Consider the following 22948-nt stretch of genomic DNA (forward strand, 5'->3'; position numbering starts at 1 on the left):
TCAGCTCTCCTCGAATCGATCGTCCACGACCTTGCCGAAGCTGGTCGCTATGAGTTCGCGGCGGCCGTTGACGTCCATCAGGGTTCCGGCGGCACGCACGGGGGTCCGGTTCCTATGGGCGTCGACGGCCACGTCGTAGGCGGCCTCGTCCGGCAGGCGCACCCAGATCGAGCCGCGTGGCCCGCCGTCCCCGGTCGTCACCCGGCCGCGTACGTGGACGCGGAACCTGTCCTCGCCCCCGTTGTCGAAGAGGGCGCCGATGAGACCCGTGACGGAAGCGCCCTCGCGGTGGAGGCGCCGCAGCCGGTGGGCGACGCGGCGCAGCAGGGGCCCGCTTCCGGCGTCGAAGACCACCGTCCGCGCGGGTACCGCCGAGGGCAGCGCGCGGGCCCAGCGGAAACCGACCTCGAAACCGGCTCCGGGATCGGGACCCGCGAACCGGGCCAGCGCCGCGCACAGGTCGGCCGACACGCCGTCGCGCACAATGCCGTCGAAGACGCTGATGTCACCGGTCCTGCGGACCTCGGCGCCGGCCTCCCGCATGAGCAGCGCGGCACGCTGGAGCAGGGTCAGGGTACGGCGCGCCAGCGGCGGCTCGCCGTCGCCCTCCTCCTGTAACGGGACGCGGACGGTGAGGAGGTCGGCGGCCGGCACGATCGGACCGACCCGGACGCGGGCGAGCAGGTCACGCACGGGTTTGGGGGCAGCGCCGTCGAACACCGGCCTGGGGCCGGTCAAGGCAGCACGCGCCGCCGCGCTCAGGGCGGTCTGGGCGCTGTTGAGCGCCGTGACCGCCTCGACCAGCCCGAACTGCCCGTCAGCGGGGACGATGGGGGTGCGGTACCACTGGACGTCGACCATGGGCGAACCGATGTCGGAGGCGACGTCCTCGGCGGCGCGGCCTTCCACCTTGGCCAGCAGGGCCACGATCTCCCGCAGCCGCCGTGGCCCGTCGGCGAGGCCGTCCGCCCCGGGCACCAGGACCTCGTGATCGCCGTCATGGACCCAGACGGCCGCGCCTCGCCAGCCCTCCGGCTGGCGTACCCAGCCGGTCGCGGCCAGATAACTGCTGATGTCGGAGACCGACAGGCCCTCGATCACGCGAGTGACCCCGTGGGCGCCCCGACGAGCTCACGTAACGCACGAACTGTTAAAACGTTCCCCAAAGGCACCTGAATCGGCACAATTCGCTTAGTACTGGGCGCGGCGATGGGCTGCTCGCCCTCGAATCCGCGGTAATAGCAGAGCCGGCTCAGCGTCAGCCCTTCGGTCTCCACGCGCGCGTAACGCTCGGCCTCCGGCGGGACGACGACGAGAAACAGGTAACGCGGAACGAGAAACGGGCCTTCGACGAGCTTGTTGTACTGCACCTCGTTCAGCCCGCGATACTGCAGATGCGGGCCCTTGAACAGCGGCGTCGACCACGACTTGACCTGCACCTCGATGGCGGGCGACGAGATGTATCCGGCCCTTCCCGGATAGCGAAAGCCCAGGTCGATGCCGTCGTAGTCGAGATCGTCCCGATACACGAGCAGGCCCGCCGCGGAGGCGAGCACCCTCACGTAGTCCTCGGCGAACTTGCCTTGATGGTTCCGCTGGTCCAGCACGCGATCTCCCTCACCGCCGACCGCCCGATCCGCAGGCTAGAGAGTATCCATCTCGCGGCCAAGAGGAAGAGAGATTTCGCTCTGGCGACGTATCGGAGCCACTTTTCCCCCGATTTCTTTTACGGTCACCCCGAATATACGAAATAGTGCGCCCAGCCGAACGGCCGCTCGGCCTGCGCGCCGGCGAGGAAGGCCGGTCTCGCTTCCCGCGGCGGCGATCCCATCGGCAAGCCCCGCCGGCGGCCTCGACGACACGAATTCCGCGTCCTGCTGATCCTGCTTTGACCGGTAATCGCGCCTGATGATTTCGTGGCATGCGAGCGGAGGATCACCTCAGCACGAACGCCATGCGAGCCGACTTCGCCGTCGACATGTCGAACACCGTCCGCGAGCGGAAGCTGGGCGGTGACCGTCCCGCCCGCTGTTCGCGGGTCGTTGTCTCGCAGGGGGCCGAACAAGACCCGTCATCTCCGTGCCCGCACCATCTGCGAGCATGGATTCCGCAAGACACGCTGTCACCACGGAAGCGCTGATCATCCCGACCTACGCTTCCCGCATGGCTTTTGTGATCCCAGAGCTCAAGGTCGGCCTGGCCGAGCTCGGCGGCGGGCCCGACGCCCGGTGCGCCAAGTGCGGCAAGCGTGCCACCTTGTACTTCGTCGAGCCGCCGACGGGGAAGCCCACGTACGTGTGCACGGCGGACGCGGGCGCGGAGATCGAGGCGATGCTCCTGCGCGCGGGCGACTGAACGGCTCACCGATCGGCTTTTCGCGATGTGAGCGCGGGGCGTAGAGGATAGGTCGCGGCCGTTCCGCGGGGTGGCGCCGAGGTCGCCGTCGCCGTCGCGGCTTTCCACGCCGTTCCATTCCCTTAAGCCTGACGCACGGGCATCGTCCAGGGAGCACTCATGTCAACGATGGTGTTAGTCCATGGTTTCTGGCACGGTTCGTGGTGCTGGAGCGAGGTCGTCCCCCATCTGGTGGCCGGCGGGCGGCGGGCCGTCGCGGTGGACATGGCGGGGCACGGGCTGTACGCGCGCCATCCGCGGTGGTTCACCCGGCAGCCGTACGATCCCGAGGCGGTCGCCACCGAGGTCTCGCCGGTGGCGGATGTGACGCTCGACGACGCGGCCGAGCTGCTGCTGTCGCAGGTCAAGCTGATCGGCGGCGGCGAGCCGGTCACGGTGGTCGCCCACAGCGCGGCGGGGCCTGTGCTGACGCGGGTCGCCGAGCAGAGCCCCGACCTGGTGGCGCACGCGGTCTACGTCACCGCGGCGTCGGGCGTGCCGGCGGCGGCGTACACGCGGATCCCCGAGGCCGCGGGCGACCGGGTGGCGCCGCTGGTGCAGGGCGATCCGACCAGGCTGGGCGCGCTGCGGCTCGACTTCGCCACGGACGACCCCGCCTACCGGCAGGGGCTGCGTGAGGCGTTCTACGGCGACGTGGACCCGGCCGTCGCCGAGGCCGCCACCGCGCTGCTGACGCCCGACAGCCCGTTCGGGATCATGACGGGGACGACGGAGCTGACGCCTGCGGGCTGGGGTTCGGTGCCGCGTACGTACGTCGTCTGCACCCGGGACATGGCCATCCAGCCGGCTGTGCAGCGGAAGTTCATCGCCGAGGCCGATGCGGCGTTCCCCGGCAATCCGACCTCCGTCGTGTCGCTGGCCGCCTCGCACTCGCCGTTCCTGTCCGTGCCGGGTGAGCTGGCGGCCCTGCTCCTCCCCCTCGGCCGGTAACCCAAATGGGTGATATCGCTTTTCTGTTATCGTTGCTACATGGCTGATCGGGAAGAGGTTCGCCAGCGCATCATCGACGCCACGACCGAGCTGCTGCGCGACAAGGGCCGCGCGGGAGTGACGACGCGCACGGTCAGCGCGGCGGCCGGCGTGCAGGCGCCCACGATCTACCGCCTGTTCACCGACATGAACGGGCTGCTGGAAGCGGTGGCGGCCGACGGGTTCGAGCGCTACCTCGCCCGCAAGGACAGCCGGCCGTTCTCCGATGACCCGGTGGCCGACTGGCGGCGCGGCTGGGACACCCATGTCGAGTTCGGCTTGGAGAACCCTGAGCAGTACCTGCTCATGTTCGGGCAAACAGGGTCCAACATCGGCAGGGAGCAGGCGCTGTCGCGGCTGCGCATGATCGTCGAACGGGTCGCCGTCGCGGGCCGGCTCGCGGTCGGCGCCGAGACGGCCATGGGCATGGTCCACGCGGCCTGCGTGGGCCTGACGCTCAACCTCATCCGCACCCCTCCGGAGGAGCGCGATCTGTCCCTGTCCGGCCGCCTGCGCGACGCCCTGCTCGCGGCGGTCACCACGGACGCGCCCGCGGGCCCGCCGGACGTCGCTCAGCGGGCCGTGGGCTTCAAGGCCGTGCTCGGTGACGCGAAGGAGCTGTACACGCCGGGCGAGCGCGCCCTGCTGGAGGAGCTCCTCGACCGGGCCGCGAACCACGCGCCTGACCGCTGAAGGTCCCGGGCGCGTGCGCCGCGGGAGACCCCGTGCCACGGGTGCGCCACGGGGTCCCCGCATGCCGCGGCGACGGGTGCGCAGAGGGGTCCACACACCCGTCGCCGCGGGCGAAAAAGCAGGTCAGAGCAGTTTGTCCTGGGTGAACGGGACGTCCCTGAGCCGCCGGCCGATGGCGTGGTAGATGGCGTTGCCGATGGCCGCGGGCACGCCGGTCCCGGGCGTCTCGCCGAAGCCGCGGATCCCGGTCATGCCGCCGTCCTTCCGGTCTGCGAACAGCGTCTCCACCGAGGGCACGTCCGCGCAGACCGGCACCAGGTACGTGGACAGGTTCGGGTTGACGACGCGCGCGGTGTTCGGGTCCACCATCGTGTGCTCCATCAGCGCGAAGCCCATCCCCCACGTCACACCGCCGATGACCTGCCCGCGCGCGGTGCGGCGGTTGAGCACCCGGCCGAGGTCGTGCGCGGTCACCACCCGGGTCACGCGCAGCCTGCCCAGCCTCGGGTGGATGCGCACCTCCAGGAACACCGCGCCGAACGAGTGCCCGGGGGTGTTCTGCCCGGTTCCCGCCACCTCGATGGCGCGGCCGTGACGGTTCATGACGTCGCGGTAGGTGTCCCTGCGGTCGCCGTCACCCCTGGCGAAGAGGCGGCCCTCCCGTACCTCGACCTCGGCGGCGGGCACGCCGTGCAAGGGCGAGCGCGGGTCGGCGACGGCCAGCTCGATCACGGCCTTCCGCGCCTGCCTCGCCGCCTGGTCCGCGGGACCGGCCACGCTGGGCATCGTGGACGAGCCCGCCGACACCCCTGCCGACGGATAGGCGGTGTCGCCGAGCAGCGTCGTGACGTGGCCGAGCGGCACGCCGAGCCCGTCGGCGACGATCTGGCTGAGCACGGTGTAGGTGCCGGTGCCGATCTCCTGTGAGGCGACCCGCAGCGTGGCGCGCCCGTCGGTGCCGATGACGAGGCGGGTCTGGGCCGGGATGACGTTGTGGGTGTGAACCTCGGTGGCCATGCCCCAGCCGACGTACTCGTCGCCGTCCTTGGTGGCGCCGGGCCTGGGATCGCGCCGCTCCCAGCCGAACGCCTCGGCCGCCATCCGGTAGCAGTCGAGCAGCCGCTTGTCGGCATAAGGGACAGGCGGGTCGGCCTGCTGGTCCGCGTCGGCGTGATTGCGGATTCTGAGCTCCACCGGGTCGATGCCGAGCTCGTAGCTCAGCTCGTCCATGGCGGTCTCCAGCCCGAAGTGGGCGGTCGTCTCGGGCGAGCGCATGTAACTCGACGTCGGCAGGTCGAGCCGTACGCCGAGCTGCCGCACATGGACGTTGGGGCAGGCGTACAGGCGCACCGCGGAGTCGCTGCCGTTGTAGATGTTCTCGTCGAGTCGGGTCACCTGCGCGGTCGAGGTGCTGACGATGGCGGTCAGCTCGCCCTGTCTGTCGGCGCCCAGCCGCAGGTGGTGGCGGTATTCGGCGCGGTGGCCGTTGGAGGTGAACATCTGCGCGCGGGTCAGCACCAGCTTCACCGGCCGGCCACAGAGCTCCGCCACCGCCGCGGTGAGCAGCGTGTGCGGGTAGACGGGGGCCTTCGCGCCGAAGCCGCCGCCCAGGTAGGGCGAGATGACCCTGACGCGTTCCGCGGGCTTGTCGAAGCCGAACGCGGCCGCCACGATGTCGCGGACGAACATCACGCCCTGGGTGCTCTCGTACAGGGTCAGCACGCCGTCCTCCCAGACGGCGGTGGTGGTGTGCGGCTCGATCGGGTTGTGGTGCTGCATCGGGCTGCTGTACGTCCGCTCGACGCGTACCTCGGCCCGCTCGCAGGCCGCCGCGGCGTCGCCGCGCTTGATCTCGTTGGGCCGGTCGCGGAAGTTCTGCGGCAGGAACGCCTCGTCGAGCACGTCCGCCAGCCGCACGACCGGCTCCTCGGCGCGGTAGCGCACCCTCACCAGGGCGGCGGCCTCCTGCGCCTGCTCCAGGGTCTCGGCCACCACGTACGCGACGGGCTGCCCCTGGTGGTGCACCCGCGCGTCCTGCATGGGGATGAAGCGCCGGTTGTACGGGAAGTTCGGCACGTTCAGCTTCCGCATGTCGGCGTGCGTGTAGACCGCGACCACGCCGGGGTGCGCGAGCGCCGCCCGGCTGTCGATCTCCAGCACCTCGCCCCTGGCGATCGTGCTCATGACCAGCGCGCCGTGCAGCACGCCGGGCACCTGCTGGTCCGCCGCGTAGCGGGCGGCACCGGTGACCTTCGCCCGGCCGTCGACCCGTGCGACGTCCTGCCCTACGAGCCCGCTCATCGCAGCCCTCCCAGCTCGCTCAGGATGCTCACCAGCGCGCGCTGGACGAGCTCGGCCTTGAACCCGTTCGCCTCGTACGGCCTGGCGTCCCTGACCAGGAGCCGGCCCGCCGCTTCGATCGCCTGGACGGTGAGCGGCCGTCCGCGCAGCGCGGCCTCGACCCGGGTGTCCCGCCACGGGCGGGTGCCGACGCCGCCGAACGCCAGCCGTACGTCCTGCACACGGCCGCCTGTCGTCCGCAGGGCGGCCGCCACCGACACCACCGCGAACTCGAACGTGGCCCGGTCGCGCAGCTTCAGGTAGCGCACCGCCCGGCCAGGGCGGTGCGCGGCACGTCCACCCCGGTGATCAGCTCGTCCTGCCGCATGACCGTCTCCCTGTCGGGGGTGGAGCCGGGCGACAGGTAGAAGTCGGCGATGGGAACGGAGCGCTCGCCGCCGGGGCCGAGCAGGCGTACGGTCGCCTCCAGCGCGGTCAGCGCCACCGCCAGGTCGGAGGGATGGGTGGCGATGCAGTGCTCGCTGCCGCCCAGGATCGCGTGTCCCCGGTTGTGCCCGGCGATCGCCGGGCAGCCGCTGCCGCGTACCCGCTTGTTGCAGGGCGACGCCGCGTCGCGGAAGTAGCCGCAGCGGGTGCGCTGCAGCAGGTTGCCGCCGATCGAGGCCATGTTGCGCACCTGCGGGGACGCCGAGGCGAGCAGCGCCTCCGACAGCAGCGGGAACTCGCGCCGCACGGCCTGGTGCTCGGCGACCTGCCGCATCCTGGCCGCGCCGCCGATGCGCAGCGCGCCGGAGCCGAGGGTGATCGCGTCGAGGCCGAGCCGGTTGACGTCGATGAGGTGGTCGTGCGCCTCCGCGCCGTCGCGCATGAGGTTGAGCAGGTCCGTGCCGCCCGCCACGAACGTCGCGTTCGGGGTGCTCGCCGCCGCGCGTACCGCTTCCGCCGGGTTACGGGCGACCGTGTATCCGAAGGCCCTCATCGCCGCACCTCCTTCGCGGCGTCCGCGACGGCGGCGACGATGTTCTGGTACGCCGCGCACCGGCACAGGTTGCCGCTCATCCACTCGCGGATCTCCGCCTGAAACCCCGTATGCCCCTCGTTGATGCAGGCGACGGCGGACATGATCTGGCCGGGCGTGCACGCGCCGCACTGGAAGGCGTCGTTCCTGATGAACGCCTGCTGCACCGGGTGCAGCCGGTCGCCGCGCGCCAGCCCTTCGATCGTGGTGATCTCGGCGCCCTGCCGCATCACCGCCAGCGTCAGGCACGACTTGACCCGCTCGCCGTCCACCAGCACCGTGCAGGCCCCGCACTCGCCCCGGTCGCAGCCCTTCTTGGTGCCGGTCAGGCCGAGGCGTTCGCGCAGCGCGTCCAGCAGCGTCACCCTCGGCTCCAGCACGACCTTGCGCGGCCGCCCGTTGACGGTCAGCGAGACCTCGACCGACGCCCCGGGCGCGACGGCGTACGCCTGCTCGGCGGTGGACGCCGCGGCGGCGGGCGCGGGCAGGCCCGTTCCCGCCACGGCCGCGCCCACCGCGACGGCCTTGAGCACCGTACGGCGGGTGTGCGTGGGCACGTCGCGCTCGTAGTCATCGGGCGTGCCGAGCAGCCGCCGGCGCAGCTCGGCGACCTCCGCGCCCGCCTCGGGGCCGTCGTCGTCGGTGAGGTCGAACGAGGTGGACGCGCCGAGCAGCGGCCTCAGGACCCGCTCGGCGCACCCGACGGCCGGGTGGGTCAGGAACGCACGGTAGGAGTCGAGGTCCTCGACGGCGAAGACCGCGCTCCACTCGTACTCGCCGCCGACGTCGCGGCCGACCACGAAGGCGGTCACCTGCGGGACGGTCCGCCCCTGCTCGCGCAGGGCCCGGAGCGCCTCCTCCCGCTGGTCCGGCGGCACGCCCTCGCGGAAGGTGAATCTGCTGCCGTGAAAGATCATGATGCTCCTTCTCCGTACGGGCCGAGCGCGCGCGGATCAATGCAAGCATCGACAACAGTATTTTGTTATCACTGATTACGTCAAGCGCCGCTAACGGCAGCACGTTAGCAGCGATACCCGGGTGGGGCGCCGGCCCGCGTCAGGCGAGGATGATCTGGAGCTCGAAGCGGCCCTCGTGCGGGATGCGGAGGGCGTGGAAGCGCCGCCGGCCGTCGCGGAAGTACCGCACGCTGCCCGCCGCGAGCGTGGCCGCCGTCGGCGAGCCCCAGCGGAAGCGGATCGTGGTGCGTCCGCGCCGGACGGCCCGCTCGTCGAGGCCCCCCCGAGGAGAAGTTCGAGATCATCGCGGCCGGGCAGGCCGTGGCCATCGTCTCGGCCGGCCTGCGCGCCGACACCCGTTCGGACCGGCCTCGGTGGCGGACATCGCGCGGTTCGCGCTCGTCCAGCAGGCCCGGGTCAAGGGCGCGCTGCGTGCCATGGACGGCGAGGTCGAGCAGGTGGCGGGGCCGGGCGGCAAGATGCTGTGGGACCTGCGGGGAGCGCCGCGCCCGGACGAGGCGGCGCCGTTCCATCCGCCGCCGGACGAGGCGTGGGACGGGCTCGCCACCGAGGCGAAGGCCCTGGTGGCGTGGCTGGCCGAACGCGAGCCGCACCCGTGTCGCCGCTACGACCGCTGGTGGGACCAGCTGCCCGCGCTCACCACCGTCCTGCTGTCCGCATAGCCCCCGACCCGCTCTGCTCCCCGGAGCGACGCCTTCCGTCCCAAGATCGCAAAAAAGCCTTTGCAAAAAAGGCTTTGCGGTTTTACGGTGGCATCATGACAGCCGCCAAGGTGCCACTCACCGCTCGCACCGCCGCCCGTCGTTACGCGCTCGTCAGCTTCCTCGCCTGGCTGCCCGCCGGGCTGATGGGAGCGCCCATGGTCCTGCTGATGCTCCAGCGCGGCATGGACGTCGCCACCGTCGGACTCGTCATGGCGATCCACTCCATCGCGGTCGTCGCCCTGGAGCTGCCCACCGGCGGGCTCGCCGACGTCATCGGCCGCCGCGCGACGATCGCGGCCTCCGCGCTGTTCTCCCTGGCCGGTCTGGTGCTGATGGGCCTGGCGACCGGCTTCGGGCTGTTCGCCGTCGCGTTCGTGCTCAAGGCGGTCTCCCGGGCGCTGGCCAGCGGTCCCGCCCAAGCCTGGTACGTCGACACCATGCACGCCGCCGACGGCCCCGGCGCGGACCTCAAGCCGGGCCTGGCCAGGGGCGCGTCGATGGGCTCCATAGCGCTGTGCGGGGGCACGCTGGTCGGCGGCATCGTCCCGCTGGTGCTGCCCGCGTCCTGGTCGCTGGGGCCGCTCGTGCCGCTGTCGGTGCCCATGCTGCTGGCCGCCACCGCCGCCGCCGTGCAGCTCCCCGTCACGCTCGCGGCCCTGCCCGAGCCGCCGCGCGAGCGCGCCGCCTCGTTCGGGAACGTGCTGCGCGGCGTGCCGGTCGCCATCACCGCCGGTCTGCGCAGCGGGCTGCGCGAACGCGCCGTCACCAGGCTGCTGCTCGTCGCGGCCGGCGTGGGCGTCGTGCTCAACGCCATCGAGATCTTCACGCCCGGACGGCTGCAGGAGCTCACCGGGCAGCCGGAGAGCGCGGGCATGGTCTACGCCGCCGTCGGCGCCATCGGGTACGCGGGCAGCGCGCTCGGCAGCGCACTCGCCCCGCTCACCGCCCGGCTGGCGCGCGGCTCGCGCCGGGGTGCGATCACCGGCACCTGCCTGACCGCGCTGTCGCTCGCGGTCCTCGCCGCCTCCACCTCGCTCGGCGGCGCCTTCGCGATCGTGCTCGCCGGTCTCGGTTACGTCACCCTGTACGTCGGCTGCGGCGTCAGCGAGCTGCTCCGCGGCGAGATGCTGCACCAGCGAGCCTCATCGGCCGAGCGCACCACGCTGCTGTCGGTCGACTCGCTGCTCCTGCAGGCCGGAGGCGCGGTGGCGGCGGCCGGGCTCGGCTGGGTGGCGACGCACCTGGGCCTGGCCACCGCCTGGTGGATCACCGCCGGCGTCATCCTGGCCACGGCCGTGCTGCTCCCCCGCGCGGAGCGCTCCCGTGCCGCTGCTGCCCAGGCGCCGCAGCCGGTCCCGGCCGTGGCGGCCGGATAACAGGATCGCCATCTTCCGGCGCGGAAGATCTTCTGAGAGGCACTCTGGAATTGTGCCCACTTCCCTGGAACGACGCCGTGCACGCCGGCGCTCGTGGATTGAGCGGGTCGCGTGGATCTTCCTGATCGGATCAGCCGCGGCGCTGACTTTGAGCGGGGCTGTGTACATGGCATTGCCCTTGCCCGACCCGGTCCTTGAGGTCGTGGACAAGAAGTCCAGCCCGCTCGGCATGCTCTTCGGCGGCGCAGGGATGTGGGCCGGGATCATGGCCATCTACTATGCTCGCCGGCCGCCGTCGGCCCCGTCTCGGGAGGTCGCCGCACCGCCCCCGCCCGCCGCCGAGCCGCCGCCCACCCCAGAAGCGGCCGGGTCGCCGAGGACCGGGCGAGGCGTGCGTCTGGGACTTTCCGCCGCTCGCGTCCGGGGCCCGATGGGAGTGTCCGGTGGTGGCGGCTGCCTAATGGGCGAGCGGGACGTGGTGACCTGCACGCGCGTCGTCAGCGCGGCTCTGGGGCTGGAGGACGGCGAAAGGCCGGACGAGCCCGTCCAAGTGGACTTCCCGCTGCTCGGCCGGGCGCACGAGCCGATCACGGCGGAGGTGGCGGCGTGGGACGGAGAGGCCGGCGTCGCGGTGCTGCGGCTGGCCGAGCCGCCTCCAAAGGGCGCGCAGCCGGCCAGGCCGGTCATCGCGGACGACCACTGGGGCCACTCCATCCGGGTGCTGGGCTTCCCCGGCGCGCACGGCGGCGGGAAATGGGCGCCAGGAGAGCTGCGCGGCCGGCGCGGTGACGGCTGGATCCAGGTTGATGATAAGGCGCGCGAGTTGACGCCCGGCTTCAGCGGGGCCGTCGTATGGGACGAGGAGCTGAACGCGCTCATCGGCATCCTGACCACCGACGGCTCAGGCGCCCCGTACGTGATCCCCGCCGACGTGCTGCTGCGCGACCTTGCGGCCCAGGCGGCGGCCCCCGCGCCGTACCGGGGGCTGGAGGCGTTCAGGGAGAGCGACGCCGAGGTCTTCTTCGGCCGCCGTCAGGAGGTCGCGGACCTGCTGGAGCGGACCTCGCGGCCGGGCGTCACGGTCGTGTACGGCTCTTCAGGCAGCGGCAAGTCTTCGCTGGTCATGGCCGGGCTGGTGCCCAGGCTCCGGGAGAGGGCGTGCGTGGTCACCGTACGGCCTTCGCATGGGCGTACACCGGTCTACGCGCTGGCCGCCGCCCTGCTCCCGGCGCTCGAACCCGACCAGAGCGAGGCCGCCCGCATGGCCGAGCTGCCGAATCTGGCCCAGGCGCTGACCGGCGGCGGGATCGTCGAGGTCGTCCAGCGGGTGCGGGCCCGCAGCGGCATGGACGAGGTCGTGCTGGTCATCGACCAGTTCGAGGAGATCTACACCGCGGCCGGCGACTCCGACGCGTTCGTGTCCGCGTTGCTGCCCCTGCTGCGGACGCCATCGGCGGGCGTGCACACGGTGCTGACGGTGCGGATCGACTACTCCCACGACGTGCTCGCCCAGCTCGAAACCGCCCAGCTCCGGCGGGACGCGTCCTACATGGTCACGCCGCTCGATCGCGATCAGCTGCGGGAGGCGGTCGAGGGTCCGGCGCGTGAGCGCGGGGTGGCGTTCGAGCCTGGCCTGGTCGATCGCATCCTCGACGACGCGGGCGACGAACCGGGGCAGCTCCCGCTGGTGGAGTTCGCCCTGACCTTGCTGTGGGAACGGCAGAGCGGCGGCGTGCTGGGGCACGACGCGTACCAGGAGATCGGCGGCGTGACGGGAGCTCTGGCCGCCTACGCCGAGCAGGTCTGGAACGAGCAGCTCTCCCCCGCCGATCACCCTCACGCGCGCTCCTTGCTGCTGCGGCTGGTCCGGCAGGCCCCCGATCACCTCCCGTCCTGCGCCGAGCTGCCGCAGGACGCGCTCGGCGATGAGCAGTGGCGGCTCGGCCAGGAGCTGGCGACCACCCGGCTGCTGGTCGCCGCGGAGGACCGGCAGGGCGTGCGGACGCTGCGGCTGGCCCACGAGTCGCTGATCACCCGCTGGGGGCGGCTGAAGGAGTGGGTGGAGGAGGACTGCGAGTTCCGTATCTGGCATTACGAGCTGCGGCGGGCCGCGGAACGCTGGTCGGCCGAGCGCGAGCCCGCCCGGCTGCTGGGCGGCACCGACCTGGAAACCGCACGGGAATGGCTGCGGGAACGTCCTGACGATCTGCTGAAGGACGAGCGCGCCTTCATCGAGGCGAGCGCCCGCGGGGCGGCTCGGGCCCGGCGCACGTGGCAGGTCGCGGTGGCCGCGGGCGTGGCCCTCGTCTTCGTCGCCGTGTTCCTCTTCATCCAGAACCGGAACAAGGAGCAGGAGGGGCAGGAGCGGCTGCGGGCCGCGGCAGCGCAGACCCTGGCCGACCGTGCGGAGAAGGGTCAGGCGAACCCCGACCTGGCGGCCCTGCAGGCGGTGGCCGCCTACCGCACCGACCCCGGCGTGCAGAAGGCGCAGCGGGTGCTGTTCGACCGCTACAGCGACTTCGCCGCCGCGGAACGGCTGCTGGCCGGTTCCGGCGTCACCTCGGAACGCATCCTCGCCGCCGAGGACGGCGGCGTGGTCGTCCAGGAGGAGAGCCACGGGGTCGCGATCTGGCAGCCGGACGGCGGCTCGGCGCTGCCGGAGCGGATAACGCTGTCGTCGCCGCTGGCGGGAACGGCGCTCTCCGCCGACGGCCGCGTGCTGGCCGTCGCCACCGAAGAGGGGGTCGTCGAGCTGCGGCGACCCCGCGATCGCGAGCTGCTCGGCACGCTGGAGATCCCCAAGGGGAAGGCGCTGCTCGCCCTCGACCCTGCGGGCCGGTATCTCGCCGTCCGGGTGGCGGGCTCGCGTACGGTGCGGGTCTGGGACCTGGAACGGCGCCGGGCGCGCGGCGTCTCGCTGCCCGGCGAGGCGCAGACGCTCCAGATCGCCGACGACGGGCGGCTGTCGGCCTCCCTGGGCGACGGCAGGCTGCTGGTGTTCGAGCCGGGACGGTCACGCCCGGCCAGGACGGTGCGCACGGCGGCCGTCTTCGCCCACGACGGCAGGACCGTGGCCGGCTGCGTCCGCACCCGCGACGGCGTACGGGTGCGCAGCCACGACCTGACCACCGGCGCGAAGATCGCGGACTTCCCCCTCACGATCCGCGGCTGCGAGGGCAACGTCGGCAGGCCGGGCACGCTGAGCCACGGCGGCAGGCTGCTGTGCGTGGAGGACGTCGTCATCGACCTGCGGGCCGGGCGGATCATCGGCGCGCCCGCCACGTACACCCCCTCGTACGTGGTCACCGGCCGCGACGGCCGCTGGAGCATCTGGGCGGTCGGCGGGCCCGGCCTGGTCAGGTATCCCGCCGCCCGCACGCTCGGCACCGACCCGTACGCGGTGCGCCAGACCACGGTCACCGATGACGGCCGCCACGTCGTCACCTACGACGGCGACGGCCGCCTGCGCGTGTGGGACGCCGCGTCGAAACTGCTGGTGAGCGAGCGGCTCGCGGCCCCGGACAGCGGCTCGGACCCCGGAGTGGAAACGCGGGTGGTCGCGCTGACCGGGCGTCAGGAGATCGCGGTGATCAGGGCCGGCTCCCCCGACCTGACGCTGATGTCGGTGCCCGACCTGCGCACGATCGGCTCTGCGCGCCTGCCCGCCGGCTCGGCCGATCCGGCACCGCTCAGCCTGCACGCGGCCGCGAACGGCCGTCTGGTCGTCTTCGCCGGGGGCATGCTCACCGTCTGGGACACCGGGCCGCCGCGGCAGGCGTTCGCCGGAGTGGACCTGAGCGAGCGCATTCCCACCGGCGCGACGTGGGACGCGGATCAGGCGCTGGTCGTGCTGCCGAACACCGAGGGCACCGCCGCCCTGGTCATCGAACGGGAGACGAGAGAGGTCGAGCACTGGGACCTCACGCTCGGCCGTGCCACCAGGAGCCATCTCCTCCCCGGCGACGGCGCGTTCGGCACCGTCGCGGCGAGCCCCGATCTGGCCCGCCTCATCACCTACTCTGGCACCGCCGGCGAGCACTTCACGGCCTGGTCGCTGCCGGTGTCGGGACAGCCGACGGCGACGCGGCCCGAGGGCCCGTCCCAGGGCTACATCTTCGACCTGCTCCAGCTCCGCAAGGCGAACCCGGAGCTGCGCTACAATCCCGCGTTCTCCATCGCCAAGATCGGCGACGCGGAAGGGACCCTCACCGTGTTCGACAGGGGCAGGAAGCTGCTCTACAACGCCAATGAGGCGTCCATCCTGTCCAGCGCGCCGGACGACTGGGCCGCGCACCTGTGCGCCGTTCTGGGCGGGCGCTCGTTCACCGCGGCGGAGCGGGCCCAGCTCCCGCCGGGCACCGAAACCGCCCCGTGCGACTCCCCCTGAGCCACCGCATACGGCCAGCCGAGGCCGTGGAGAGCGGCTCGCCGATCCGCGAGCCGCGGCCCGGCCTGACGCGCCGCCCCCGGGTCACCACGCTGCGCGCCTGGGTAGAGGCCCCACGAGGGAACGGGGAGGTGGCCTGATGAAGGCGATCGTGGTGACCGACGAGGCCGCGGGAAGGGCCGGGATGACCCTGGCGGAGCGGCCGCGGCCCGAGCCTGCCATCGGCGACGTGCTGGTGGAGGTGCACGCCTCAGGCTTCACTCCCACGGAGCTGGAGTGGCCGTCGACGTGGGCCGATCGCCTCGGCCGCGACCGTACGCCGGCGATCCCCGGCCACGAGGTGGCCGGCGTGATCGGCGCGCTCGGCTACGGCACGACGGGACTGTCGGTGGGGCAGCGGGTGTTCGGCATCACCGACTGGTACCGCGACGGCACCCTCGCCGAGTACGTGGCCGTCGAGGCGCGCGATCTCGCCTCGCTGCCGGGCGACATCGACTTCACGGTGGGCGCGAGCCTGCCCGTCTCGGGCCTGACCGCCTGGCAGGCGCTGTTCGACCACGGCCGCCTCCAGGCGGGGCAGAGCGTGCTCGTCCACGGCGCGGCCGGCGGTGTCGGCTCCATGGCGGCCCAGCTCGCCGGCGAGGCCGGCGCGTACGTCATCGGCACCGGGCGCGCCGCCGACCGGCAGGCGGTGCTCGGCTTCGGCGCGCGGGAGTTCGTTGACCTCGGCAACGACGCCCTGGAGGACGTCGGCCAGGTGGATCTGGTGCTGGACGTGATCGGCGGGGAGATCCAGCGGCGCTCCGCGGCCCTGGTCAGGCCAGGAGGAACGCTGGTGTCCGTCACGGGGCCGCCAGAGGTGCGACCCTCCGGCGGCCTGGCGATCGACTTCGTCGTCGTGCCCGACCCCGTCCGGCTCGGCGAGATCGCCCAGCGGGTGCGGGACGGGCGGCTGCGGCCGCTCATCGGGACCGTCGCGACGCTGGACGACGCCCCCTCCGCCCTCGACCCGGCCGAGCGGGTCAGGGGGAAGACCATCATCAGCGTGCGCCCGTGAGCGGCCGCGACCGGGTCAGTTGGCGACCACGGCGGTCAGCTCGTCCAGGATCAGGGTGCCGGTGTAGCGCATGTGCGGCCTGATCTCGTTGAAGTAGACCCGGCGCAGGGTGATCGGGTAGGCGATGCCGGACGGCACCTTGTACGTGATCTGCTGCCAGCCCGGCTCGGTGATGAACGCGGGCTCGATCGTGTGCAGGGTGCCGTTCTTGTCGAAGACCTCCAGGCGCGTCCGCTGGTTGTAGCCTTCCGACTTCACCCAGAGCTTGAACGCCGTCGGCTTGCCCGCCACCGGGAAGCGGTTGACGATCGGCCAGATGCCGATGCCGCGCGTCTCGGTGCTCTGCGTGAAGTCGTAGTCCAGCCGCAGGCCGTTGGCGGCGCGCCCGCTCGGGGTGGAGGAGACGGTGCCGGTGGCGCGCATGGTCCACACCCGCCAGTTGGAGGTGTCGTCGAAGGAGTCCACGACCTCCTGCGCCGTCCCGATGCCGACGACCAGGGCGGTCCGCACGCCGCCTGCGGTCATCGTGACGACGTGCTCGCCCGAGCTCGCGCGGGCGGTGACGGTGAACGAGCCGGTCGCGTCCGGGGTGACGGTCAGGGCGCTGGTGTCGTAGGAGAGGGTGACGTCGGCGGGGTCGATGGGGGCGGCGTATCCGGCGGCGTCCACGCCGTTGACGTCGAACGTCCCCTTCGCGCCCTTCTGCGGGAGGTTGAGCCTGCGCGGTCCGGTCTCCAGGCGGGCCAGCTCGCCCAGCACGGTCATCTCGATGTTCCCGGTGGCGTCGCCCAGCCTGGCGGTGACGGTCGTACGGCCCGGGGCGACCGCGCGGAACACGCCCTCGTCGTCCACCCGGCCGATCTGCCCGTCCGCGACCTCCCACAGCGGCCCGGCCTTGCGGGGCATCACGGCGGGACCGTACGTCTCGTCGTACGCGTCCGCCTTCAGCCTGCGGGTCAGCCCGGGAAAGACCCGCTCGGTACGCCACGACGCGCCCGCGTCAGGGCCGGGGAACCGCTTGCGCTCGGTCTCCGTGCTCACCCGGAAGCCGGTGACCCTGCCGCTGCCGCCGGGGTAGAAGATGCCGAGGCCGGTGGGCACCGGCCGGACGCCCGCCGCGTCGGACGGCCGGTTGACCAGCTCGGCGTCCTGCTCGCCCGGCTCGCGGGCGACGAACGTCGTCGAGCCTCCGCCGTCCAGGTTCAGCGCGGTGTGCGCGCCCAGATCGACCATCATCTGCGCCAGCTCGTTCAGTCCGATGCCGCGGGAGTACTCGGGCTGGCGGCCGTCCACCGCGACCACCCACATCTTGGTGCCGTCGGCGTTGAAGCCGACGGCGGTGCGCGGCTCGGGGGTGTTGTTCTCGGCCGAGAGCTGGAGCGGCTGACCGTTCTCGACGAGGAGCTGGCGGCCGCTCATGGCCGCCCTGACCTTCATGTCGCCGGGGGCGCGTACCCGGTAGTCGACGGAGACCGGGTCGCCGACCCGCAGCGAGGACAGCGCGGTCGCCCCGGCCTCCCTGCCCACCAGCACGAACGTGCCCTCGGGGATCGCGCCCTCGCGGGGGACGGTGACCTTCTCGGTCACGACGCCGTCGCGCACCACCACCTCGATGGTCTGGCTGACGTTGCTCACCGGGCGGCAGCGGCAGTAGGTGCCCCAGACCGGGGTGAACATGCCGACCTGGTCCTTCAGCAGCTCCGCCTTGTTCAGCGCGTTCAGCGGTACGGTCTTGCCTCCCGGCAGGTTGACCGTGCCCTCGAAGACGATCTCGCCGATGGCGCCGAGCTGGTCCTCGGAGAACATCACCGCGGTCTTCTTCGTCTGCGTCGCCTTGCTGTTGGGCAGCGGCGACTGCAGCACCTCGCCGTCCTGGACGGCCACGCCCCATGGCGCGCCGGAGCCGTTGATGTCGAAGTAGTCGGCGTTCACGGCGGCGACCGCGCCGGCCTCCTTGGCCATCTCGGTCAGCGGGCGCCGCTGCGCGACCTTGCCGGGGAAGATGCGGTCGATCCGCACGCCTGAGGTGAGATCGACCGACAGCTGGTACGTCTGCAGCCAGCCCTCCTGGCCGTCGGCGGCGTCGGGGCCGTACAGCTCGACCGTGCTCAGCTCGACGCCGGGTGCGACGGGCCGGGTCTCGCGGTACGTCTCGGTGCGACCGGCGAGCTGCGCGGCGTCGGCAGCAGCCGTGACGGCGGGCGGCTCGGCCCACGCGGGGACCGGTCCTGTGAGGGTGAGGGCCAGAGCCGCCGATAACAGGGCGGAGGGGACTTTCCATCGCATCGAACCGGGACGAGACATTCTCATCTCCTTAGACAGCGATTCTTCTCAGACGGCGATGCCGGCCGCCCGCCGGAGCATGAACTCGGTCACCGGGGCGAACTCGGCGGGCGTGAAGTTGTCCTCGATGGGCAGTACGGCCTCGTGCCGTCCCCGGGACCGCGCGAGGAACAGGGCGATGTCGTTGGCGTCGGCGATCGAGAGCGTGGGCAGGCCGGCGGCGATCGCCGCGCCCGCCATGCCGTGGTCGGCGATGACGAGATCGATCAGGACGCCGTCGCCGGCCGCCGCGGCGAGCATGGCGTCCATGTAGTCGGGGCGGTGGGTGTGCATGATGGCCTCGTCGTGGAAGGCGCATGCGACTCCGCCGAAGAAGCGGATCCCCGTACGGCCGGCGGAGTACTCGCCGACGGAGATGTCGAGACGGTGGTCGTCCAGGACGCGGACGACCCGGTTGCCGGTGTTGCGCAGGGCGCGCGCCAGCTCGGCGTAGTGGTCGAGCAGCCCGGTCGGGTGCCCGGTCGCCAGCAGCACCGTGCCGCCGCCCTCGCGCAGGAAGGGGGCGAGCGCGTCGGCGTGGGCCAGGATGCCGGCCAGCGTGTGCTCCGGCGCGATGTAGCCCTCCTCGGGGTCGCCGTCGGTGATGCGGTCGCCGATGCCGTCCTCGACGGCGGCGACGACCTCCTCCAGCGTCGCGGTCCGCCAGTCCGGCAGCCCGAAGGTGTTATCCGGGTCGCCGGCGAGCATCTTGCGCGCGTACGCCAGCGACTGCCTGCGCAGGGTCCTGATGCCGCCGGACAGGCTCCGCTCGACGAGCAGCTCGCGCAGCACGGCCTCGTGGTGGTGGGTGCGCATGCCGTCAGCCCGCCGCGACCGCGACGGCGCTCTCGGCCCTGGCCGACGGTGGCCGCCAGGCGCCCTCGGCCCTGGGGAACGCCCGCGCCCTGCCGACCACCAGCCGTACGGCCTCTCCCGGGGACCGGCCGCTCTGGGCCGAGTGCACGATCACGATCGAGCCGCCGACGTCCACGTAGGTGCGCACGACCGGGCCGAGGAACTGCACGTCGCGGACCACGCCGCGCAGCGCGGGGGCGGAGCCGTCCCCGTCGCCGGCGAGCGTCACGTCCTCGGGGCGTACCGACACATCGACGGGCGCGCCGCGCGGGACGGACGCGGATGCGCCCGCGGGCGTCACCGGGAGCACGGCCCCGGCGATCTCGACGTCCCACGAGCCGGGCGAGGTGCCGGCGACCTCACCCGCCAGCCAGTTCGTCATGCCGACGAAGTCGGCGACGTAGCCGTTGGCCGGGGTCAGGTAGATCTCGTGGCCGCTGCCGAGCTGTTCCAGCGAGCCGTCCCGCATGACCGCGATCCGGTCGCCGAGCGCCAGCGCCTCCTCCTGGTCGTGGGTGACGTAGACGATCGTCGTCCCGGTGCCGCGCTGGATCTCGCGCAGCTGCGTACGCAGCTGGATGCGGGTCTTGGCGTCGAGGTTCGACAGCGGCTCGTCCATGAGCAGCACCGACGGGCGGATGGCCAGCGACCTGGCGACGGCCACGCGCTGCTGCTGCCCGCCGGACAGCTCGTTCGGCCGCCGTCCGCCCAGTCCGGCGAGCCCCACCATGTCCAGCGCCTCCTCCGTACGCCGGGCCCGCTCCTCCCTGCCGAGCTTCTGCGCCTTCAGCCCGAACTCGATGTTCTCCGCCACCGTCAGGTGCGGGAAGATCGCGTAGTCCTGGAACACCATGGACGTCGGCCGGGCGTCGGGGCCGAAGCCGGAGACGTCCACGCCGTCGATGAGCACGCTCCCGCTGTCGGGCCGGATGAACCCGGCGATCATCCGCAACGTGGTGCTCTTGCCGCATCCGCTGGAGCCGAGGAGGCAGAGGAACTCGCCGCGGCCGACGACGAGGTCGAGGTCACGGACGGCCGGCACCCCGTCGAACGACTTGCACAACGACTTCAAATCGATCATGAAATCTCCCTCAGCAGGGGTCACAGGTCGTAGAGCCGCAGGCGGGAGCCGAGGGCGAGCTTCGCGACGGCGAGCCCGGCGAAGCTGACCACCATCAGCCCGGCCGCGACGCCGGTCGCGGCGCCCCACTGGCCGAACTCGGCGAGGTTGACGATGGTGGGCGCGCCCAGGCCGATCCCCGGCGACGTCAGGAAGATCACGGCGCTCAGCGTGTTGATCGCGTGCAGGAACCCGAACACGAGCGACGTGGTGAACGCGCCGCCCAGCAGGGGGAACATGATCTGGACGATGACCCGGGCGCGCGAGGCGCCGAGGTCGGTCGCGGCCTCGTCGATCGACGGGCTGATCTGGTTGATCGTGGTCACCGCGGTCCGGTAGCCGACCGGGATGGCCCGTACCACCATGACCAGCACCAGGATCAGCGCGGTGCCGGTCAGCGCCAGCGGCGGCTCGTTGAACGTGAGCAGCCACGAGATGCCGATCATCGTCCCGGGGATCGCCGACGGCAGCACCGCGAGCCCGTCCATCACGCCGCGGCCGAACACCTTCGTGCGGTGCACGACGTACGCGGCGACCAGCGTGCTGATCGTGGTGATGATCGCCGCCGTGGCGGAGAACAGCGCGGAGTTGCGGATGTCGTCACCGCGCAGCAGCGCCGTCTGCCAGTGGTCCAGCGTCAGGCTCCAGTTCGCGCCCCACGCCCGGGTGAACGAGCCGAACAGGATGCTGCCGTAGATGAGGATCATCAGGAAGCTCACCAGGCCGAGCACGGCGAGCAGGGCCCGCCGCACCGCCGTGGGCAGCGGCGCGGGCGGCAGGCTGCCGGTCTTGCCCGAGACGGTCACCGCGGAGCGGCGCGCCAGGACCCGCCGCTGGATGAGGAAGAGCACCAGCGTCGGTACGAACAGCAGCACGCACAGCACCACCGCCATCCCGAAGTCCTGCCTGCCCACGGCCTGCACGTACGCCTCGACCGACAGCACCTGGTACCCGGCGCCGATGAGGACGGGGTTGCCGAAGTCGGTGATGACGAACATGCAGACGAGCAGCAGCGCGTTCAGGATCGTGGGGAAGGCGAGGGGCAGCGTGACCCTGCGGAAGGTCTGAAACCACGTCCAGCCGAGGTCCCTGCTCGCCCACTCCAGGGTGGAGCCGATGTTCTTCAGCGTCGGCAGCAGCGTCAGCGTGGCCATGGGGAAGAAGGCGAGCGTCTGGACGAGCCAGAGGCCGCCGAGCCCCAGGAGGCTGACGTCCAGCCCCAGCAGCTCGTGCGTGATCAGGCCCCGCCGCCCGAACAGCAGCAGCACCGCGAGGCCGACGACGAACGGCGGCGAGATGAGCGGCAGCAGCGCCATCACGCGCAGCACGCCCCGGCCCCTGATGTCGGGGCGGCTGAGCGCGTAGGCGAACAGGAAGCCGACCACGGTGGCGCTCAGCGTCGAGGCCACGCCGATGACGACGGTGTTCTCGGCCGCCTCCGCGACGCGCGGCTCGGCGAGCCTGCTCCACGCCTCACCGCCGGGCTCGAACAGCATGGCCACCGTCGGCACCAGGACGAGGAGGACGAGCAGACCGCCGACGTAGAGCGCGAGCGTGCCGACCGTGACCCGGTCGGCCAGCCGGCGCCTGCGGCTGCGCGCCTGCCAGTCCGGCCGGGCCGCCCGCCCTGGGCGCGGATCGCTCGTGAGGGTCGTCGAAGACACGGCCGTCAGACCCCGTACCGCTTGGCGAACTCCTTCGACACCGCATCGCGCATCTCACCGGCGCGCACCGGGTCGTAGTCCACGAGGTCGAGCTCGGCCAGGCTCTGCGCGCCCTCGGGGAGCTTGACGTCGCCGCGTACGGGATAGGAGTGGACCAGATCGACGATCATCTGCGACGCCTTCTTGCCCTGCAGCCACTGGACGAACTTCTCGCCGCCCTGAGGGTTCGGCGAGCCCTGGACGAGCGCGTTGCCGGAGATGACGACGCCGGTGGGTTTGGGGTAGACGACCTCGATGGGGAAGCCCGCGCCGCGCACGTTGAGCAGGTCGTGGGCGAAGGACACGCCGGCCGCGTACTCGCCGGTGGCGACGAGCTGGGACGGCGCTCCCCCGCTGTCGGTGTACTGGCCGACCAGCTTGTGGAACTCGTCGAGGAACTTCCAGGCCGCCGCGTCGTCGCCGGTGCGGAAGAACTGCGTGGCCACGAACGTGTAGCCGGTGCCGGACAGCGTCGGGTTCGGCATGACGAGCTGGCCCTTCAGGTCGGGGCGCAGCAGCTCGTCCCACGTCTTGGGCAGCGGGGCGCCGCCGGTCTCCTCCTTCCACCGGTCGGCGTTGACGCCGACGGTCATGAGGATCAGCTCGTTGGCGTGCCAGTAGCCCTCGGGGTCGATGAACCGCTTGTCGATGCCCTCGGCGCCGGGCTTGTAGGAGCGGATCAGCTTCTCCTTGGCGAGCGGGCCCGCGTCCCCGCTGGCCAGGCCGATCACGTCGGCCTGCGGGCGGCCCGCCTCGGCCTTCAGCCGCGCCAGGAGCTCGCCGGCGCTCTGCCGCAGCACCTTGACCTCGACCCCTGATTCGGCCTCGTACGCCTCGGCGAGCCGCCGAGCGGGTTCCTCGGGCATCGGCGTGTACCACGTCACCGAGCCGCCGGACGCGGACGCGGCGTCGTCGCCGCCGGATCCGCAGGCCGCCGACCCGGCCATGAGAAGTGCTAGGGAGAGCGCGCCCGCGGCGACGCGTAACAGGGTCGTGCGCATGAGTGACCGCCTTCGGATCGAGGCGCCCCCAGCGGGGACGCAAGGTCACG

General features: G+C 72.3%; 18 protein-coding genes and 1 pseudogene. 7 read left to right on the forward strand and 12 right to left on the reverse strand.

The window, feature by feature from the left end:
- Both AB0K67_RS13560 and AB0K67_RS13565 read right to left on the reverse strand, forming a co-directional pair.
- Positions 1-1101: a hypothetical protein gene (locus AB0K67_RS13560; RefSeq protein WP_364058159.1), complete on the reverse strand. Its 1101-nt coding sequence runs from the start codon at positions 1099-1101 to the stop codon at positions 1-3.
- A complete protein-coding gene (locus AB0K67_RS13565) occupies positions 1098-1607 on the reverse strand; it encodes a DUF4365 domain-containing protein (RefSeq protein ID WP_364058162.1) in 510 nt (169 codons plus the stop codon). Before AB0K67_RS13565 ends, AB0K67_RS13560 begins: the two co-directional genes overlap by 4 nt.
- A 556-nt stretch (positions 1608-2163) precedes the next feature.
- Here AB0K67_RS13565 and AB0K67_RS13570 point away from each other — a divergent pair.
- The 3 genes from AB0K67_RS13570 to AB0K67_RS13580 all read left to right on the forward strand — a co-directional run bounded on the left by AB0K67_RS13570 (position 2164) and on the right by AB0K67_RS13580 (position 4077).
- Complete coding sequence (locus AB0K67_RS13570; protein ID WP_364058165.1) at positions 2164-2355, forward strand: hypothetical protein; 192 nt, start codon at positions 2164-2166, stop codon at positions 2353-2355.
- A gap of 168 nt (positions 2356-2523) precedes the next feature.
- Entirely contained in the window at positions 2524-3345 is an 822-nt protein-coding gene (locus AB0K67_RS13575) for an alpha/beta fold hydrolase (protein ID WP_364058168.1), read from the forward strand.
- A 39-nt stretch (positions 3346-3384) separates the two neighbouring features.
- Positions 3385-4077, forward strand: a complete 693-nt coding sequence (locus AB0K67_RS13580; RefSeq protein WP_364058171.1) for a TetR/AcrR family transcriptional regulator — start codon at positions 3385-3387, stop codon at positions 4075-4077.
- Positions 4078-4200: 123 nt separating this feature from the next.
- Here AB0K67_RS13580 and AB0K67_RS13585 read toward each other — a convergent pair whose 3' ends face one another.
- The 5 genes and pseudogenes from AB0K67_RS13585 to AB0K67_RS13605 form a co-directional block, all read right to left on the reverse strand.
- Entirely contained in the window at positions 4201-6378 is a 2178-nt protein-coding gene (locus tag AB0K67_RS13585) for a xanthine dehydrogenase family protein molybdopterin-binding subunit (protein ID WP_364058174.1), read from the reverse strand.
- Entirely contained in the window at positions 6375-6686 is a 312-nt protein-coding gene (locus AB0K67_RS13590; RefSeq protein ID WP_364058177.1) for a hypothetical protein, read from the reverse strand. Before AB0K67_RS13590 ends, AB0K67_RS13585 begins: the two co-directional genes overlap by 4 nt.
- A complete protein-coding gene (locus AB0K67_RS13595) occupies positions 6674-7357 on the reverse strand; it encodes an FAD binding domain-containing protein (RefSeq protein ID WP_364058180.1) in 684 nt (227 codons plus the stop codon). Before AB0K67_RS13595 ends, AB0K67_RS13590 begins: the two co-directional genes overlap by 13 nt.
- Complete coding sequence (locus tag AB0K67_RS13600; protein ID WP_364059546.1) at positions 7354-7806, reverse strand: (2Fe-2S)-binding protein; 453 nt, start codon at positions 7804-7806, stop codon at positions 7354-7356. The genes AB0K67_RS13595 and AB0K67_RS13600 overlap by 4 nt, the downstream gene beginning before the upstream one ends.
- Before the next feature lie 243 nt (positions 7807-8049).
- A pseudogene (locus AB0K67_RS13605) lies at positions 8050-8313 on the reverse strand (Dabb family protein); the annotation flags it as partial.
- Positions 8314-8726: 413 nt separating this feature from the next.
- On the opposite strand from AB0K67_RS13605, the gene AB0K67_RS13610 reads away from it, so the two are divergent.
- The 4 genes from AB0K67_RS13610 to AB0K67_RS13625 all read left to right on the forward strand — a co-directional run bounded on the left by AB0K67_RS13610 (position 8727) and on the right by AB0K67_RS13625 (position 15897).
- A complete protein-coding gene (locus AB0K67_RS13610; RefSeq protein WP_364058183.1) occupies positions 8727-9035 on the forward strand; it encodes a hypothetical protein in 309 nt (102 codons plus the stop codon).
- A 95-nt stretch (positions 9036-9130) separates the two neighbouring features.
- Positions 9131-10453: an MFS transporter gene (locus AB0K67_RS13615; protein ID WP_364058186.1), complete on the forward strand. Its 1323-nt coding sequence runs from the start codon at positions 9131-9133 to the stop codon at positions 10451-10453.
- Positions 10454-10913: 460 nt separating this feature from the next.
- Complete coding sequence (locus tag AB0K67_RS13620) at positions 10914-14840, forward strand: AAA family ATPase (RefSeq protein ID WP_364058189.1); 3927 nt, start codon at positions 10914-10916, stop codon at positions 14838-14840.
- A 139-nt stretch (positions 14841-14979) separates the two neighbouring features.
- Positions 14980-15897: an NADP-dependent oxidoreductase gene (locus AB0K67_RS13625; RefSeq protein ID WP_364058192.1), complete on the forward strand. Its 918-nt coding sequence runs from the start codon at positions 14980-14982 to the stop codon at positions 15895-15897.
- A 15-nt stretch (positions 15898-15912) separates the two neighbouring features.
- On the opposite strand, the gene AB0K67_RS13630 is transcribed toward AB0K67_RS13625, so the two are convergent.
- The 5 genes from AB0K67_RS13630 to AB0K67_RS13650 are packed head-to-tail and all read right to left on the reverse strand — an operon-like array spanning position 15913 to position 22898.
- Complete coding sequence (locus tag AB0K67_RS13630) at positions 15913-18201, reverse strand: phosphodiester glycosidase family protein (RefSeq protein WP_364058195.1); 2289 nt, start codon at positions 18199-18201, stop codon at positions 15913-15915.
- Between the two features lie 27 nt (positions 18202-18228).
- A complete protein-coding gene (locus AB0K67_RS13635; protein WP_364058198.1) occupies positions 18229-19035 on the reverse strand; it encodes a phosphatase in 807 nt (268 codons plus the stop codon).
- A gap of 4 nt (positions 19036-19039) precedes the next feature.
- Entirely contained in the window at positions 19040-20155 is a 1116-nt protein-coding gene (locus AB0K67_RS13640; protein ID WP_364058201.1) for an ABC transporter ATP-binding protein, read from the reverse strand.
- Between the two features lie 20 nt (positions 20156-20175).
- Positions 20176-21858: an iron ABC transporter permease gene (locus AB0K67_RS13645; protein ID WP_364058204.1), complete on the reverse strand. Its 1683-nt coding sequence runs from the start codon at positions 21856-21858 to the stop codon at positions 20176-20178.
- Positions 21859-21863: 5 nt separating this feature from the next.
- Positions 21864-22898 (reverse strand): ABC transporter substrate-binding protein, encoded by a 1035-nt coding sequence (locus AB0K67_RS13650; protein WP_364058207.1) that lies wholly within the window; start codon positions 22896-22898, stop codon positions 21864-21866.
- Between the last annotated feature and the right edge of the window lie 50 nt (positions 22899-22948).

The sequence above is a fragment of the Nonomuraea sp. NPDC052634 genome (genome assembly GCF_040678535.1).
In the GTDB taxonomy this organism is placed as follows: Bacteria; Actinomycetota; Actinomycetes; order Streptosporangiales; family Streptosporangiaceae; genus Nonomuraea; species Nonomuraea fastidiosa.